Consider the following 16,627-nt stretch of genomic DNA (forward strand, 5'->3'; position numbering starts at 1 on the left):
GAAAGGGGGGCCGCCCCCCGGACTGGCGATTGGCTGACGCAAGCACTCCGATCAGAAGTCATGCGGACACGGCAACCATAAAGTGCCCTGAACACCCCTCGGATCGCCACCCCGCGGTCTGGCAATCCCGCGGCTCAACACTGCAGGCCGGCGGCCCCCCTCAAAACCCGATCACTTCTTTCTCCGTCACCACCATGTCCAGCGGCTGGTCTGTGGGCTCCAGCGGCAGCCCCTCGGCCTCCTGCGCCGCGAACGCAAACCCGATGGCCAGCGTCGCGCGCTTGCCCCTCAACAGCTCCAGCGTCCGGTCGTAAAAGCCTCCTCCATAGCCCAGCCGGCCGCCATTCCGGTCGAACGCCACCAAAGGCACGATCAGGATCTCCGGCTCGAAGAAGTCATCCACCTCCGGCACCCGCGCCCCGAATGGCCCGTCGCGCATCGCCCCATTCGGCTCCCAGCGCGAGAACTTCAAAGGCAAGCCTTCACCTTCAATTACCGGCACGCCAACCGTCCCATGCGCAGCCGCCTCGGCCATGGCCGGCAGCGGGTCGATCTCGGTGCGGATGGGCATATACCCCGCCAGAGGCACGCCGCGATATCCGGCCAGCACGCCGGACAAAAGGCCCGCCCCCGCGCCCTCTGCCGCGTCAAACGCCGCCTTGCGCCGCGCGAACGCCGCCTTGCGCGCCGTCGCCTTCACCTCCGCCAGATCGCTCACAGCAGCACCACCGCGGCCAGGCCCAGAAAGGCGAAAAAGCCCACCACGTCCGTCACCGTGGTCACGAACGCCCCCGAGGCCAGCGCCGGGTCCACGCCAACGCGGTCAAGCACCACAGGAATGACCGTGCCCGCCAGCCCGGCCATCACCAGGTTGATAACCATCGCCGCACCGATGACGTAGCCAAGTTCTGGCCCGCCGAACCACAACACGCCCACGATCCCCATTACCACGGCAAAGATCAGGCCATTGACCAGCCCCACCAGCACCTCGCGCCGGATGAACCGCCACACGTTCGAGCCTGTAAGGTCCTTCGTCGCAATCGCCCGCACCGCAACGGTCAGGCTCTGCGTTCCGGCATTGCCACCCATCGACGCCACGATCGGCATCAAGACCGCCAGCGCCACGATCTGCGCAATCGCCGCCTCGAACTGCGCGATCACAAGGGACGCCATGATCGCCGTCACAAGGTTCACCGCCAGCCACGGAAACCGCCGCTTGGTGGTGCTGATCACCCGGTCGCTCAACGAACCTTCCTCGCTCACACCGGCAAGGCGCAGGATGTCCTCCTCGTGTTCCTCGTCCAGCACCGCCATGGCGTCGTCGATGGTGATCACCCCCACCAGCCGCTCGTCCTCGTCCACCACCGGGGCGGAAATCAGGTGATACTGGTTGAACGCATAGGCCACGTCGCCCTCGTACTGCTCGGCGGGAATGACATGAAACGTGTCCTCAACCAATGAGCTCAGCATCACCTCCCGGCGCGACGCCATCAGCTTGCCCAAGGTCACGTTGCCCACAGGCTTCAGCCGCGGGTCCACCAGCACGATATGATAGAACTGGTCCGGCAGATCATCCTGGTCGCGCAGGTAATCGATCGCCTCGCCCACATTCCAGTGCTCGGGCGCCATCACCACCTCGCGCTGCATCAGGCGCCCGGCGGAATATTCAGGGTAACTCAGCGACTGCTGCACCAGCGTCCGGTCGCTGTCCTCCAGAACCCCCAGGATCTCGGCGGCCCGGCTTTCTTCCATGTCCTCGACCAGGTCGACCACATCGTCCGACTCAAGGTCGCGCACCGCGTTGGTCAGAACCTCCGGCGACAGGATCGAGATCACCTCCTCGCGGATCGTCTCGTCCAGTTCCGTCAGAACGTCGCCGTCAAACTCGTGCCCGTAAAGCTCGATCAGCCGGCGGCGATCGAAGGAATTGATCTGCTCCAGAAGGTCGGCGATGTCGGCAGGGTGGAACGGTTCCAGCTCCTGCCACAGCATGGACTGGTCCCCGATATCCACGGCATACATGATCCGGCCCACGGATTTCTGATCCAGCACATAGGCGCTGTCCTCGCGCTCAGGCTCCCGCTCGGGTTCGGGCACCTGCGCGGGTTCGCGCTCTTCGGTCACGTTGTCCTGCTGGTTTTCGGTCATCGCGCGCTCCCCGGGTCTGCGGCACCATGTAGGACAAAGCCGCAGGAAATCACAACGCAATATGCGGGATTTACGCTTGTCTTCTGCGCACCTATCCTGCGCCCGACCGGCACCACGGAGCCTACCCCGCATGACCACCCAGCGCATCCTGACCGGACAAGTCCTGTGCTTCACCCGTTCACCGTTCGAGGGCGACCCCGCCGGCGCCGCCCGCCTCGACGAGGCCGTCCTGATCGAGAACCGCCACATCGTCCGCACCGGCCCGCTGGCTGACCTGCGCGCCGCCGCCCCGGACGCGGAAATCGAGCGCTACGACGATCACCTCATTTCACCCGGCTTCATCGACGCTCACGCGCATTTTCCTCAGACTGCCATCATAGCCAGCTGGGGCAAACGCCTGCGCGACTGGCTGGAAACCTACACCTTCCCCGAGGAAATGCGCCTTTCCGATCCCGCCTATGCACGCCAGATCGCAATCCGTTATCTCGATCTCACGCTCGCCAACGGCACGACCACCGTCGCCAGCTTCTGCACCTCCCACCCCCACAGTGTCGATGCATTTTTCGAAGCCGCCCGAACCCGCAGCCTTCGCGCTGTGGCGGGCAAGACCTGCATGGACCGCAACGCGCCCGCCGCCCTGCTGGACACCGCGAAATCGGCTTATGACGACAGCGCCGCGCTTATCGCCCGATGGCACGGCACCGACCGGCTGACCTACGCTATCACCCCGCGCTTTTCGCCCACCTCCTCGCCCGATCAACTCTCCGCCCTCGGGACACTCTGGGCCCAACACCCCACCTGCCTCATGCAAACGCATCTTTCCGAGCAGGTCGAGGAAATCGACTGGGTCAAATCCCTCTTCCCCTCCGCCCGCGATTATCTCGACACTTACGAGATACACGGCCTCCTAGGCCCCCGCGGCCTCTACGGCCACGCCATCCACCTCACGCCCCGCGAACGCGCCCGTCTGGCCGAGGTCGGCGCGGCGCTCATTCACTGCCCCACATCAAACACCTTTATCGGCTCCGGCCTTTTCGACATGGCCGCGCGCCTCGATGACGGCCACCGCATCGGCCTTGCCACCGACACCGGCGGCGGCTCGTCCTTCTCGATGCTGCGCACTATGGCGGCGGCCTATGAGATCGGCCAGCTTTCCGGCACCGCCCTGCACCCTGCCCAGCTCTGGTGGCTGGCGACAGCAGGCAGCGCCGACGCCCTGCACATGTCCGACCGCATCGGCACCATCGCCCCGGGGATGGAGGCTGACCTCATCGCCATCGACCTCGCCTCGACGCCGGCAATTGCCCAGCGCGCGAACACGGCGAACGACATCTGGCAAGCTCTCTTCCCCACGATCATGATGGGCGACGACCGCGCCATCGCACAGGTCTGGATCATAGGAGAGCCGCAATCCTAGGGTGGGGTTCAACCCCACCATTCTGACGCCGGCCCGTAAATGAAAGTGCCTGGCGCTGAACTACCCCGGATTCGGCGCTCCGCGCTGTCGCATAAAGGGAAATGGTGCGGGTGAAGGGACTTGAACCCCCACGCCTTGCGGCGCCAGAACCTAAATCTGGTGCGTCTACCAATTCCGCCACACCCGCATCGACGGGCGTCTTAGCAAAGCGCGTGTCGGGATGCGAGGGAAATTTCTGTTGCAACATTCAAACTAAATCTACTCCGGCATTCAACAAAAAGCGCGACATTCGCGGAGTGTTAACGTATGCTCATTAGAAATACGAGGCAGAAAACAGAGCGAGATAGCCCATGGAACCGAAAACGGTCGGGGGCACAGGCGGGACCAACCCGCCACGGGCCAGAGTGCAGGCCAGCGGCTTTGCCGCCGGCGCAGTTATCATGACATTGGATGGCGAGAAAGCGGTGGAAGATCTCCGCCCCGGTGACCGCGTGATCACGCGCGACACCGGCATGGCCGTCCTGAAGGACATCTCGGTTCAAACCCTGCGCACCCGGACGATCCGCGTTCAGGCCGGATCGCTCGGTCACACCCGCCCCGTGCGCGACGTACTGCTTCCCGAAGGCCAATCCCTGCTGATCCGCGATTGGCGGGCCGAGGCGATGTTCGGCACCAAGCGCGCCGTGGTACAGGTCTCGCAACTGGTCGACGGCGAATTCATCACCGACGAGGGCAAGACGGACCTGACGCTCCACACGCTCGATTTCGACACGCCCCACATCGTCTATGTCGACGGGCTCGAAGCGGCCAGCACCGCCGATATCGAAGCACTGTCAAAAGCTGCGTGACCCTGTCCCGGGCTTGACCCGGGACCTCACATGCCCAAAGCGCGCAACACCTTCGGCACCTCTTCCGGCAGATCCTCGGCGATCAGGCCGGGGCCAAAACTGCGCGCGCATTCGACATGCAGCCATGCCGCGACCTCTGCCGCCTGCATAGGCTCATGCCCCCGCGCCAGCAGCCCCGTAATGAACCCGGCCAGCACGTCCCCTGCCCCAGCCGTCGCCAGCCACGGGGTGGCGCGTTCATATTGTGCGGAGTTAATGCTGCACCGACCATCCGGCGCCGCAATCACCGTATCCGCCCCCTTGAACAGCACGATACAGCCCGCCCGCTGCGCCGCCTCGCGAGTCGCGTCAACCTTGGAAAAGGCTGGGCCTTCGGAGGCCGGCGCGTTCAGCTTCTCGGCGATATCCGGGAACAGCCGCGCGAACTCCCCGCCATGCGGGGTCAACACGCAGCTTTCATGCAACATCCCGAACAGCGCCCCCGGATCGCCCTCATACGCCGTCAGCGCATCCGCATCCAGCACCAATGACCGCATGGGGTGGGTTTGCACCCCACCTTCCCCAAGCGCCACCGGCACCAGTGCCCTCGCCCGCTCGACACCCAGCCCCGGACCCAGGCAAACCGCATTAATCCGCTGGTCCTCCAGAACGCCGGCCAGCCCGTCGCACCCTTCGACCCGGCGCAGCATGATCGACGTCACCTGACACGCCACCTCCTGCTGCGCTGAGGGCGGAACACCCAGCGTCACCAGCCCCGCCCCGATCCTCAGCGCCCCCCGCGCCGCCAATCGCGCCGCGCCTGTTCGCCCCGCACCACCAGACAAAACAAGGGCATGCCCATGGTCATATTTGTGGTCCGCCGTCCATTTCGTTTGAAAAAACGCCGGGCGTTCCAGCAACCGCACGATGCCTTGGCTATTCTGACAATCCAGCCCGATGCCTTTGACCACCACCTTGCCGCAGCCGGCAGGACCGTCGGCCAGCAAATGCCCCAGCTTCAGTGCATGAAAACTGATCGTCAGATGTGCACGGATATCCTCGTGATACGGCCCCTGCCCATCCACGCGCAGATAGCGCCCGCTATCGGCGCAGAGCCCGCTGGGAATATCCACTGCCACAACCCGGGCATCGGGATAGTTGCCGCCCCCGAGCGGTCGACCGTCCACGCGCCATCCCGACATCTGCGTGGCCCATCCGAAGGCGTTAAACGCGTCCACCGGGCGCGTTAACCCCGTCCCGAACAAAGCGTCCACAATCAGCGTTTCGGGTCCCCACGATACCGGATCGAGCCAGAACGCGCCGTCGCCCTCGTCGACATAAGGCCGCACTGTGCCCATCGTGGACCACCGCTCGTAATTCACCTTCGCATCCGGCGGCAGCTTAGTGAGGTCGCCGTAGAGGAACACCTCCACCTCCCAGCCCCACTCTTTCAGCAACCGCGCCACGACAAACCCGTCGCCGCCATTGTTCCCCGGCCCGCATAGCACGACCGCCCGGCTCGGCGCTTTCGCCAGCTCCGGCCATTCCTCGAATACCGCCTCGACGACGCCCCGCCCTGCGCGCTCCATCAGCTCCAAGCCGGTCACGTCGCCCGAGTTGATCGCGGCTTCTTCGATGGCCCGCATCTGGGCGGCGGTCAGCAGTTCAGTCATCATGGACCTCTCAACGATTCAATTTCGCACATTATCGCGCCAGGTTGCCTAAATTTTACGCACATCAAAGCATCAACCGGACGCGTAGCGCTTACAGAACCCTATCCGATTGTGCCGCCTCAACAGAAGTGATCTGCAAATTCCGCAAGTCAGTCGGAGGAGTCGACCCATGAAAAAAATCGAGGCGATCATCAAGCCCTTCAAGCTCGATGAAGTCAAGGAAGCGCTTCAGGAGGTGGGTGTTCAGGGCCTCTCGGTGATCGAAGTCAAAGGCTTCGGCCGCCAGAAAGGCCACACCGAACTCTACCGCGGTGCCGAGTATGTCGTCGATTTCCTGCCAAAGGTGAAAATCGACGTCGTGCTGGACGACGATCAGGTCGACGCCGCCATCGAGGCCATCGTCGATGCCGCCAAGACCGACAAGATCGGCGACGGCAAGATCTTCGTCAGCCCCGTCGAACAAGCCATCCGCATCCGCACCGGCGAATCCGGTCCGGACGCGCTTTGAACCAAACCTAAGAACCAACGAAGGGATCAATGGACATGAGCGCAAAAGATCTGCTCAAGACGATCAAGGACGAGGAAGTCGAGTATGTCGACATCCGTTTCACCGACCCGCGCGGCAAGCTGCAGCACGTCACGGTCATCGCCGACGAGGTTGACGAGGATTTCCTCGATGAAGGCTTCATGTTCGACGGCTCGTCGATCGCCGGCTGGAAATCGATCGAAGCCTCGGACATGAAACTGATGCCCGACACCGCCAGCGGTTACATCGACCCCTTCTATGCCGAGAAAACCATCTGCGTGCATTGCTCGATCGTCGAACCCGACACCGGCGAAGCCTACGAGCGTGACCCGCGCGGCACCGCCGAAAAGGCCGAGGCCTATCTGAAGTCCAGCGGCATCGGCGACAGCGCCTTCATGGGCCCCGAAGCGGAATTCTTCCTCTTCGACGACGTGCGCTTCTCCAACTCGATCAACAAGGTCTCCTACGAGGTCGACGCGATCGACGCCTCGTGGAACACCGACACCGAGTACGAGATGGGCAACATGGGCCACCGTCCGGGCGTGAAGGGCGGCTATTTTCCGGTCAACCCCACCGACGAGTCGCAGGACATCCGTTCGGAAATGCTCTCGACCATGAAACGTCTGGGCATGAAGGTCGACAAGCACCACCACGAGGTGGCGTCATGCCAGCACGAGCTGGGCCTGATCTTCGACAGCCTGACCAAGCAGGCCGATGAGCTTCAAAAGTACAAGTACGTCATCCACAACGTCGCCGCCGCCTACGGCAAGTCGGCCACGTTCATGCCCAAGCCCATCGCGGGCGACAACGGCACGGGCATGCACGTCAACATGTCGATCTGGAAAGACGGCAAGCCGCTTTTCGCCGGTGACAAGTATGCCGACCTTTCGGACGAGGCTCTGTGGTACATCGGCGGCATCCTGAAGCACGCAAAGTCGCTGAATGCCTTCACCAACCCGTCGACCAACAGCTACAAGCGTCTGATCCCTGGCTTCGAAGCTCCCGTTCTGCGCGCCTACTCGGCCCGCAACCGCTCGGGCTGCGTTCGTATTCCGTGGACCGAGTCGCCGAAAGCCAAGCGCGTCGAGGCCCGCTTCCCCGATCCGTCGGCAAACCCCTACCTGTGCTTTGCCGCGCTCCTGATGGCCGGCCTCGACGGCATCAAGAACAAGATCGACCCGGGCGAGGCGATGGACAAGAACCTCTACGACCTGCCCGCCGAAGAGCTGGAAGGCATCCCGACCGTCTGCGGCAGCCTGCGCGAAGCCATGCAGGAGCTTCAGGCCGATCACGAGTACCTTCTGGCCGGTGACGTGTTCACCAAGGACCAGATCGAGGGCTATATCGAGCTCAAGATGGAAGAGATCGAAACCTACGAACACACGCCGCACCCGGTGGAGTTCGGCCTGTACTACAGCTGCTGATCCAGTAGTAGATCTGCAATTACGCGGGCGCCTTTTCCGGAAGGCGCCCGTTTTTTATGTCCTGCCCGCCGAAAACTGCGCGTGACGGCTGCCAAAGATAGGCGGATCGCCGCTCAGGCGCGGAAACCGCCGCATTGCGTCCATATTTGAAACATACAGATTCCAATAATTCTTGGGATGTTCCAACCACGAGCGGAAACAATCAGGACCTGAAAAATGTCTCATAACGACAAACGCGTCATGGCGGGGCTTGTTTTCGTCGAAGAGCAACACATCGACCTTTTGGATGCTCTGAAGCTCAGCGTCGAGGCCCTGAAGGGGCTCTGCGAGAACGTTCGGTCGCTCGGCGTTCTGTCCGACAGCGACGCCGGGGTCGAGACCGAGCACTACCGGGTTTGCCTGACACTCAGCGACAACGTCGTGTTGCCGGATCTTGAGCTGTCGATGAACACCCTGCTGCGGATCGACATCTCTCGCCGCGACCAGGCGGCACCCGAAACCGGCCAGGCGATCGATGCCGTTTTGGCCCGTGTGGCGATCGACCTCAGCGATCACCTGCGTCCGACCCACCTGCAATGGATCGAGCAAAACGCGCTCCTTTCAGCCGAAGACGTTCGTGAGGCCTGCGAGCCTGCAGCCGATGGAGCAGCCGGGTCCGACAGGCTTGCGGACCAGACCCAACGCGCCCGCGCCGCGCTGACCGGGATAGATGACCTGCACACCAAGCTGGACGAGCGACTGAAATGCACGCCCCCGCCGGTGATGCCGATCCTGCCCTCGAAGGCTTTCATCGGCGAATCCGAAGGCATTATCGACGACACGCCCGATATGGTCGTGCCCGCCATCGAAAACATTGCCGAGGACTCCGATCGCCTGCGCCTGTCGGCCTGGCTTTTGTCCTTCGCGGTGGCCTGCATCGCACTGCCGGTCGGTATCGCGCTGGTAATCATCAATCTGGTCAAGGGCGAAAACCTCCGCCTCGCCGGGCAGGCCGCGGCGCTGTCGGGACTTTTCGTGTCGCTTCAGGCGAACGGAGCCACCGCCGCCGCGGCGCAGGTTTTCCAGAGCGTTCTGAACTGAACGGGCCGCTTTCGACTCCGAAAGAACGGGCAGCGGGTCACACGTCCAAGGAACACACGCGACCGATAGACCGTTGTTTGCCCGGACGGGTCATCTCTTGACGCCCGTCCCGATGCACCGAATGTCATGGAGAATTGACTTTGTTCCCTTGTCCGGCTCGGCTAACATCGTGATTGTCTGACCTGGAGCTGCCCAATGCCTTTGAAATTCAAATCTCGTTTTCTTGCGCTTGCCGTCGCTGGCGTCACCACTTTGACTGCCGGAACAGCGGCCATGGCCCAATGTGGCAATAACGCCAACGGATTCGAACAATGGAAGGCAGTCTTCGCCCAGCAGGCCCAGGCTGCCGGTGTCGGTCAGCGTGGCCTTCAGGCGCTGGCCCAGACCCGCTACGCCTCCAGCACCATCGCCGCCGACCGCAACCAGAAAAGTTTTCGCTACTCGCTCGACAAGTTCATGCAGGTGCGCGGCGCCAACACGATCATCGCGCAAGGCCGCAAGCGCAAGGCGCAGAACGCCCGGTTCTACAACTGGATCGAACAGAATTACGGCGTGCCCGCCGGGGTCATCATCGCCATCCACGGCATGGAAACCGGCTTTGGCGGCTTCATGGGCAACAGCTCGGTCGTCTCGGCCATCGTGACCCTGACCTATGACTGCCGCCGTTCGGATTTCTTCCGTCCGCACGCCATCGGCGCGCTGAAACTGGTGGATCGCGGCTCGATCACAATCAACACGCGTGGCGCCAAGCATGGCGAGCTGGGCCATACCCAGTTCCTGCCGGGCAACGCACTGAGCTACGGCGTCGACGGCAACGGCGACGGCCGCGTGGATTTCTATAACCAGGCCGATGCGCTTGTGTCGACGGCGAATTTCCTGCGTCGCAAGGGCTGGCAGCCGGGCGCCGGTTACCAGCAGGGCCAGCCCAACTTCCGCGTCATCAAGCAATGGAACGCAGCCACCGTTTATCAACAGGCCATTGCCATCATGGCCGCCAAGATCGACGGCTGACGGCGCGGGGCTTGACGCAGGGTGTCCGGCTGCCTATCTGCCGGGCCTACGGGGCGTCAGGCCCCCGCCGCCCGCAAGCCGTTTGGCCATGGTGAAGCCCTGACAGTGACATTGCATCGACCCGGGGCACAGGCCGGGCAGCAACGCGGGCCCTGCCGTTCTATCTGCCCCCTTATAGGATCACTGCAATGACACAGACCACACTTCCCTCGCGCGACGTGCTGAAAGGCCACGCGCGCAATCTTCGCCAGACCCTCAGCCACGCCGGAACGCCCATCAGCCACTCCACCGCGCTTGAACATGTGGCCCATCAATGGGGCTATCGTGACTGGAACACCCTGTCCGACGCCATCGCGGCGCCGACACCCCGCGTCTGGTCGCTGGGTCAGCGGGTGTCGGGGCACTACCTGGGCCATGCGTTCACCGGCACCATCCGCTCGGCCCGCCGTCACGGACCGAACCACGTGGAACTGGGCATTGACTTCGACACGCCCGTTGACGTCGTTGCCTCGACCCGCTTCAGCGCACTGCGCAAGCGGGTGTCCTGCACGGTCGGCGCCACCGGGCGCACCGTCGAGAAAACCTCCGACGGACAGCCGCACGTTGCCCTCGACCTGACCTGACAACCCTGGCGTGCCGCGCGTGCAAAAAACGCGGCACGCCCCTTTAATTCAAGGCGCATGGTCCGCTATCCGGGATCGCCTTCTTGAACTTGCCACAATCTTTTCCAACGCCTGTCTCAGTTGCAGCTTAGGTCCGGAATCTCCTCGACCCCTCGAAGGCAGACCATGTACGACGACCGGCAGACCTCCATCGCGACTTTCGGCTATCGCCGCGCGCCAATGGCGCAGGCTGGCGATATCGTGCACGCGATCGACGAGATGCTGCAAAACTCGGACGCCCAGCCGCGCCGAATTCACTGGGTCAGCGACTCCATCGCGATGATAGACCGGATCGGCGTGCGCATCGCTGTCGCTCTTTTGCCTCCCAGCCGCGAGGATCGCTACACGCATCTCGTGCTTGCCATCGGGCGCAGTCCCGAGGATCCGCCCGGCGACGACCTACTGGATGTCTCTTTCGCACATCTCGCCGACCGGCTGATCTATCGCATCAAGGACGACATGCCCTACGACACGATCATGCGTGGCGAAACGCCCGAAATGGTTGACCAAGACCTGATCCTGTCGCTCTACGATCTTTTGCGCCAATCGCCCCCCGCAACCGACCCTTCGGCCCCGGCCAATCTCGACGCACAGCCCGCCGCACGCCAGCGCCGCGCCGCCCCGGCCTTACCGGCCGAAGAGCAGTTCGACGTGATCCTCGCCGACGAGGTACCCGATACTGTCACAGCCGTGCCAAGTTGGCTCGAAAAACGCGCCGTGCCCACGAAACCGCTGCGCCTGACAGTGCACACGATGGCGCTGTCGATCATGTTGTACACGGCGCCGCTCGGTGCGTTTCTCTTCACGTATTCAATGCTGCGCGACATCACGGGCGAAAATTGATCGCCGGTAGCCGATCGTTGCAAAAGTGAAACGGGCGACACCCTTCGGTGCCGCCCTGCCTGTATGAAGCCCGTTTTTTGCCCGGCTTTTCTGTCTCTGCGCCTGGGTCAGGGATCGCACCCGCCCGGCTTTTTGTTTTTGCTATTGTCTCTTATGGCGAAACAATTTGACCGAATTAAGGCATGCTGTTCACTTCTCCCCCACCGCGGGGACATAACGACTGATCATTTGGTAAGCCTTCCGCGGCCCCGACACCGCCCAGGTCGCGCGCCACTCCGGCCAGCCGCCAAAATCGTACTGCACGTGGTACGTGTCCGGATCGCACCAGTGCCGCGCCTCGGCGCTGCCGGTGATGCTGTGAAAGAACCGTCCATCCTCGAACATCACATCGATCCCACCGCTGTTCCCGGCCCGCCAGAGATATCCCCGTTCGGCCCGCATCGGCGCCTCGCCGGCCATGGTCAGCACACCCGCCTCGCGATAGATCAGTCCGTCCTGCCCGGGCACAAACCGGGCCTCGCCCTCAAACCGCGCGGGCGCCGCGTTCGCGTGCACCACGTCGCGCTCCAGCCGCCACACCCCTTCGAAGTCTGCCAGTTCCGGTACCAATCGCCACGCCCGTCTTGCCGCCACCCGTTCCTCCGTCTAAACCGCGCCCGACAGCCATTCAATCCAAAGGTCCGTTCGCATGATCCCTCGCTATTCCCGCCCCGACATGGTCGCCATCTGGGAACCCGCCACCAAGTTCCGCATCTGGTACGAGATCGAGGCCCATGCCTGTGACGCGATGGCCGACCTTGGCGTGATCCCGCGCGAGAATGCCGAGGCCGTCTGGAAGGCCAAGGATGTCGAATTCGACGTCGCCCGCATCGATGAGATCGAGGCCGTGACCAAGCATGACGTCATCGCCTTCCTCACCCACCTCGCCGAGCATGTGGGCTCCGAGGAAGCGCGTTTCGTCCACCAGGGCATGACTTCTTCGGACGTCCTGGATACCTGCCTGAACGTCCAGCTCGTCCGCGCCGCCGATCTGTTGATCGCCGATATGGAAGACCTGCTCGCCGCCCTCAAACGCCGCGCCTTCGAACACAAGATGACCCTGCGCGTCGGCCGCTCCCACGGCATCCACGCCGAACCCACTACCATGGGCCTCACCTTCGCACGCTTTTTCGCCGAGATGGACCGCAACCTCACGCGCCTGCGCACCGCCCGCGCCGAGGTCGCCACCGGCGCCATCTCCGGCGCGGTCGGCACCTTCGCCAATATCGACCCGCGGGTCGAAGAACATGTTTGCAAGCAAATGGGCCTCGAACCCGAGCCCATCAGCACGCAAGTCATCCCCCGCGACCGCCACGCCGCCTTCTTCGCCGCGCTTGGCGTCATTGCGTCGTCCATCGAAAATATCGCGATCGAAATCCGCCACATGCAGCGCACCGAGGTGCTGGAAGGCGCCGAATTCTTCTCGATGGGTCAGAAAGGCTCCTCGGCCATGCCGCACAAGAAGAACCCGGTCCTGACCGAGAACCTCACCGGCCTTGCCCGCCTTGTCCGTATGGCCGTGATCCCGGCCATGGAAAACGTGGCCCTCTGGCACGAGCGCGACATCTCGCACAGTTCCGTGGAACGCATGATCGGCCCCGACTCCACCGTGACGCTCGATTTCGCCATCGCCCGTCTGACCGGCGTGGTCGACAAGATGATCATCTTCCCGGAAAACATGCTGGAAAACATGAACAAGTTCCCTGGGTTGGTCATGTCCCAACGCGTCCTCCTGGCCTTGACGCAAGCGGGCGTCAGCCGCGAGGATGCCTACGCCATGGTCCAGCGAAACGCGCTCAAGGTCTGGGAACAGCGTACTGATTTCAAAGAGGAATTGCTGGCCGACGCCGATGTGGTCGCTGCCCTGGGCACAGACCAGATCGAAGAGAAATTCGACATGGACTACCACACCAAGCATGTCGACACGATCTTCACCCGCGTCTTCGGCGAAAGCTGAATTTCCGGGCAGATCGGACGCTAGGCCGCGCAAGTTCTGGCCGAAACACTGGTCTGAGGCCGATTCCGTGTTACCATCGGGGTCTTAGTGCAAAGGAGTTCAATCCATGAAGTCCAGGACCAAGACCATTCTGACATCCCTCGCCCTCGTTCTGGGCACCACCGTTTCGGCCGCCGCGATGTGCCCCGGCAAATCGCATCAGGCCGCGTCCTGCGCCGAAGGCATGGTGTGGGACAAAAATACCGGCACCTGCGTCGAACAGACCATGAGCTGACCGGCGGGCCATATCCCAAGTCGAGACGGCGCACCCGGAACCGGGCGGCGCCGTTTTCAAAGCGTTTCACCTTTAACCTGAGCTATCAGCGAAAGGTGAAACGCGTGCAACGATTGGCTGTTGTGCTGACCTTCGCGGGTAAGCTGTGAGTCAGGTTCATCGCGAAACGCTTTAATTTTACCTTTAGCGGTTTCTTCACCACTCCCGCCCTAGTTTGCCGGAACGTCATCCGGGGACTGGAATGAGCAGCAGCAATTTTGGGCAACTGGCGCTTTCGGGGCCGTCCGCCAACGCGGCGGCCCAGCTGACTCGCCGGCAGAAGGCAGCAATTATCGTGCGTTTTCTCATCAACGAAGGCGCCGATGTGCCGTTGCAGGACCTGCCCGACGAATTGCAGCGCCGCCTGACCCAGCAAATGGGCACGATGCGCTATGTCGACCGCGCGACCTTGGCCGATGTCGTCGCCGAATTCGCCTCCGAGGTCGAGGCGATGGGCCTGACCTTCCCGCGCGGCGTGGCCGGCGCGCTCACGGCGCTCGACGGGCGCATCAGCCCGCAAACCGCCTCGCGCCTGCGCAAGGAGGCCGGCGTGCGCCAGTTCGGCGAGCCGTGGGAACAGGTGCGCACCGCCCAAACCGATGACTTGCTCGAAATCCTGCAATCCGAAGGTACCGAGGTTGCCGCGGTGCTACTGTCCAAGCTCGACGTGGCCCGCGCCGCCGAACTCTTGGGCAAGATGCCAGGCGACGCCGCGCGCCGCATCGCCATCGCCATGTCCCAGACCGGCGCTGTCACCCCCGATGCGGTCGACAGAATCGGCCTGTCGCTGGCCGCACAACTGCACAGCGTACCCGAAACCGCCTTTCCCGAAGGGCCCGTCGAACGGGTGGGCGCCATTCTCAACTTCTCCCCGGCCGCCACCCGCGACGACGTGCTCATGGGCCTCGACGAAAGCGACCAAAGCTTTGCCGCCAAGGTCCGCAAGGCGATCTTCACTTTCGTCAACATCTCCGAGCGTCTCAACCCCATCGACGTGCCCAAGATTACCCGCGACGTCGAACAGGCCGCGCTGGTGCAGGCGCTGGCCCACGCCCAGACCAGCGAAGACGCCAAGGCATCCGCCGAATTCATCCTGGAAAACATGTCGAAACGCATGTCCGACGCCCTGCGAGAAGAAATCGAGGCCTTGGGCAAGGTCAAGCCCAAGGATGGCGAGGCTGCCATGACCGACGTGGTCAATGTCATCCGCACGCTGGAGGCCAGCGGCGAATTGCAACTGATCGTGCCCGACGACGATGAAGAGGAAACCGCCTGAGCCTCAATCCACCGGGAAGATAAAGCACTTGTCGCGCCGGATGGTCAGCCACATCGGCGTGCCGTTCTTGGGCAGGAACACCGCCGGAACCGTCACCTTGAAGCGCGGCCCGCCGAATTCCATCTGAAACTCGACAAGGCTTTCGCCCCCCATGAACCGTGCCCGCCGCACTTCACCGCGCACAGCCGTGCCGTCGCTGATCGTCGGCGCCGGGCCCTTGCCCGCGCGGTCGAAATCCAGCTTCACGTGCTGCGGGCGCACCACGATCTCCACCGCCTGCCCGTCCGGCACGCCCGGCGCCAGGAACTGGCCGAAAGGCGTCTGCGCCAGCGCGCCATGCACCTCGCCCCGCACCACATTCACGTCGCTGAAGAACGACACCGCCGCGCGGTCGGCGGGCGCGTTGTAGATGTTATACGGCGCGCCCTGCTGCACGATCCGCCCGTCGCGCATCAGCGCGATCGTATCGGCCATGCGCATCGCTTCCTCGGGCTCGTGCGTCACCAGCAACACGGCGGTGTCCTGCTCGCGCAGGATCTCCAGCGTCTCGTCTCGGATACCGTCGCGCAGCCGGTTGTCGAGCCCCGAAAACGGCTCGTCCATCAGCATAATCGAGGGCCGGGGCGCCAAGGCGCGGGCCAGCGCCACCCGCTGCTGTTCGCCCCCCGAAAGCTCGTGCGGGAAATTCCGCGCATAGCCTTCCAGTCCCACGCGCTCCAGCAATTCGGCCACGCGCGCCGCCTTCTCATCGGCCGTTCCACCCAGCCCGAAGGCCACGTTCTCGCCAACGCGCAGATGCGGGAACAGAGCGAAATCCTGGAACATCAATCCGATATGCCGCCGCTCGGGCGGCACGCGAAACACCGTATCGCAGACCAGCTTGCCATCGACCCAGATTTCGCCCGAATCCTGCATCTCGACGCCCGCGATCATCCGCAGCGTCGTCGACTTGCCACAGCCCGACGGCCCCAGAAGACACGTCACCTGCCCGGGCAGCACCGACAGCGACACGTCATCCACTACCGTGCGCCCGTCGTAACGGCGCACGAGATTGCGTGTCTCAAGGCGCGGAATGGTGTCCTGCAAATCTGCCTCTTCGCTTTTCCGATCAAATATGTCGGGCTTGCCGTCGCAGATAGCAATCCCGCCCGCCCCGCGCAAGATGCCGCCGCTCGCGTGGCAAACACGCAAATGTGCGCCGAGGTCAGGATTTTCCGACTATCGCGATGCGACGGTTGTGCCTATCTGAAGCGTACAAACGAGCAGCAAGACCAAAAATACGACGGAACCTACCGATGCGAAAATTCCTGATCTCCCTACAGGTCGGCCTGATCGCCCTTCTGGCCATCACCGGCGCCATCGCCAGCCCCGACTCGCGCACCGCCTGTCCCCTGGGGGACACCGTGAAAATCGAGGACTGCGAGAAGTAAA

General features: G+C 63.2%; 17 protein-coding genes and 1 tRNA gene. 12 read left to right on the forward strand and 6 right to left on the reverse strand.

Annotation, left to right across the window (positions count from 1 at the left end):
* Positions 1-160: 160 nt before the first annotated feature.
* On the reverse strand, positions 161-718 hold the full coding sequence (locus tag FIU86_RS11655) for a 5-formyltetrahydrofolate cyclo-ligase (protein WP_152475240.1): 558 nt from the start codon (positions 716-718) through the stop codon (positions 161-163).
* Positions 715-2,148 (reverse strand): magnesium transporter, encoded by a 1,434-nt coding sequence (gene mgtE / locus FIU86_RS11660; RefSeq protein WP_152475241.1) that lies wholly within the window; start codon positions 2,146-2,148, stop codon positions 715-717. The genes FIU86_RS11655 and mgtE overlap by 4 nt, the downstream gene beginning before the upstream one ends.
* A gap of 130 nt (positions 2,149-2,278) precedes the next feature.
* On the opposite strand from mgtE, the gene guaD reads away from it, so the two are divergent.
* Positions 2,279-3,565 (forward strand): guanine deaminase, encoded by a 1,287-nt coding sequence (gene guaD, locus FIU86_RS11665; protein WP_152475242.1) that lies wholly within the window; start codon positions 2,279-2,281, stop codon positions 3,563-3,565.
* Positions 3,566-3,667: 102 nt separating this feature from the next.
* Here guaD and FIU86_RS11670 read toward each other — a convergent pair.
* A tRNA-Leu gene (locus FIU86_RS11670) sits at positions 3,668-3,752 on the reverse strand.
* 163 nt (positions 3,753-3,915) lie between these two features.
* Here FIU86_RS11670 and FIU86_RS11675 point away from each other — a divergent pair.
* Positions 3,916-4,413: a Hint domain-containing protein gene (locus FIU86_RS11675; RefSeq protein WP_152475243.1), complete on the forward strand. Its 498-nt coding sequence runs from the start codon at positions 3,916-3,918 to the stop codon at positions 4,411-4,413.
* A gap of 26 nt (positions 4,414-4,439) precedes the next feature.
* Here FIU86_RS11675 and FIU86_RS11680 read toward each other — a convergent pair whose 3' ends face one another.
* Positions 4,440-6,068: an NAD(P)H-hydrate dehydratase gene (locus FIU86_RS11680; RefSeq protein ID WP_368373126.1), complete on the reverse strand. Its 1,629-nt coding sequence runs from the start codon at positions 6,066-6,068 to the stop codon at positions 4,440-4,442.
* Positions 6,069-6,234: 166 nt separating this feature from the next.
* Here FIU86_RS11680 and FIU86_RS11685 point away from each other — a divergent pair, with 166 nt between their 5' ends.
* From FIU86_RS11685 to FIU86_RS11710, 6 genes are all read left to right on the forward strand, one after another.
* A complete protein-coding gene (locus FIU86_RS11685; RefSeq protein ID WP_152475244.1) occupies positions 6,235-6,573 on the forward strand; it encodes a P-II family nitrogen regulator in 339 nt (112 codons plus the stop codon).
* 35 nt (positions 6,574-6,608) lie between these two features.
* Positions 6,609-8,015, forward strand: coding sequence for a type I glutamate--ammonia ligase (glnA, locus tag FIU86_RS11690; RefSeq protein ID WP_152475245.1), 1,407 nt, complete (start codon positions 6,609-6,611; stop codon positions 8,013-8,015).
* 216 nt (positions 8,016-8,231) lie between these two features.
* A complete protein-coding gene (locus FIU86_RS11695) occupies positions 8,232-9,095 on the forward strand; it encodes a hypothetical protein (RefSeq protein WP_152475246.1) in 864 nt (287 codons plus the stop codon).
* 273 nt (positions 9,096-9,368) lie between these two features.
* Positions 9,369-10,106, forward strand: coding sequence for a lytic transglycosylase domain-containing protein (locus FIU86_RS11700; protein WP_254704014.1), 738 nt, complete (start codon positions 9,369-9,371; stop codon positions 10,104-10,106).
* Positions 10,107-10,294: 188 nt separating this feature from the next.
* The gene (locus tag FIU86_RS11705; RefSeq protein WP_152475248.1) at positions 10,295-10,729 is read left to right on the forward strand and encodes a glyoxalase superfamily protein; all 435 of its coding nucleotides are present in this window, start codon (positions 10,295-10,297) and stop codon (positions 10,727-10,729) included.
* A gap of 165 nt (positions 10,730-10,894) precedes the next feature.
* Entirely contained in the window at positions 10,895-11,611 is a 717-nt protein-coding gene (locus tag FIU86_RS11710) for a hypothetical protein (RefSeq protein ID WP_152475249.1), read from the forward strand.
* Between the two features lie 189 nt (positions 11,612-11,800).
* On the opposite strand, the gene FIU86_RS11715 is transcribed toward FIU86_RS11710, so the two are convergent.
* Positions 11,801-12,244: a DUF6314 family protein gene (locus tag FIU86_RS11715; protein WP_254703815.1), complete on the reverse strand. Its 444-nt coding sequence runs from the start codon at positions 12,242-12,244 to the stop codon at positions 11,801-11,803.
* Between the two features lie 55 nt (positions 12,245-12,299).
* Here FIU86_RS11715 and purB point away from each other — a divergent pair, with 55 nt between their 5' ends.
* The 3 genes from purB (at position 12,300) to FIU86_RS11725 (ending at position 15,196) form a co-directional block, all read left to right on the forward strand.
* On the forward strand, positions 12,300-13,607 hold the full coding sequence (purB, locus tag FIU86_RS11720) for an adenylosuccinate lyase (protein WP_152475250.1): 1,308 nt from the start codon (positions 12,300-12,302) through the stop codon (positions 13,605-13,607).
* Positions 13,608-13,713: 106 nt separating this feature from the next.
* Complete coding sequence (locus FIU86_RS22570) at positions 13,714-13,881, forward strand: hypothetical protein (protein ID WP_172977491.1); 168 nt, start codon at positions 13,714-13,716, stop codon at positions 13,879-13,881.
* Between the two features lie 241 nt (positions 13,882-14,122).
* A complete protein-coding gene (locus FIU86_RS11725; protein WP_152475251.1) occupies positions 14,123-15,196 on the forward strand; it encodes a flagellar motor switch protein FliG in 1,074 nt (357 codons plus the stop codon).
* Between the two features lie 3 nt (positions 15,197-15,199).
* Here FIU86_RS11725 and FIU86_RS11730 read toward each other — a convergent pair whose 3' ends face one another.
* Entirely contained in the window at positions 15,200-16,282 is a 1,083-nt protein-coding gene (locus FIU86_RS11730) for an ABC transporter ATP-binding protein (protein ID WP_152475252.1), read from the reverse strand.
* A 209-nt stretch (positions 16,283-16,491) separates the two neighbouring features.
* Here FIU86_RS11730 and FIU86_RS23025 point away from each other — a divergent pair, with 209 nt between their 5' ends.
* Positions 16,492-16,626 carry a hypothetical protein gene (locus FIU86_RS23025; protein ID WP_302848742.1) on the forward strand — a complete coding sequence of 45 codons (135 nt, stop codon included), beginning with the start codon at positions 16,492-16,494 and terminating at the stop codon, positions 16,624-16,626.
* The last annotated feature ends 1 nt before the right edge of the window (position 16,627 follow it).

The organism is Roseovarius sp. THAF9 (assembly GCF_009363715.1).
GTDB lineage: Bacteria > Pseudomonadota > Alphaproteobacteria > Rhodobacterales > Rhodobacteraceae > Roseovarius.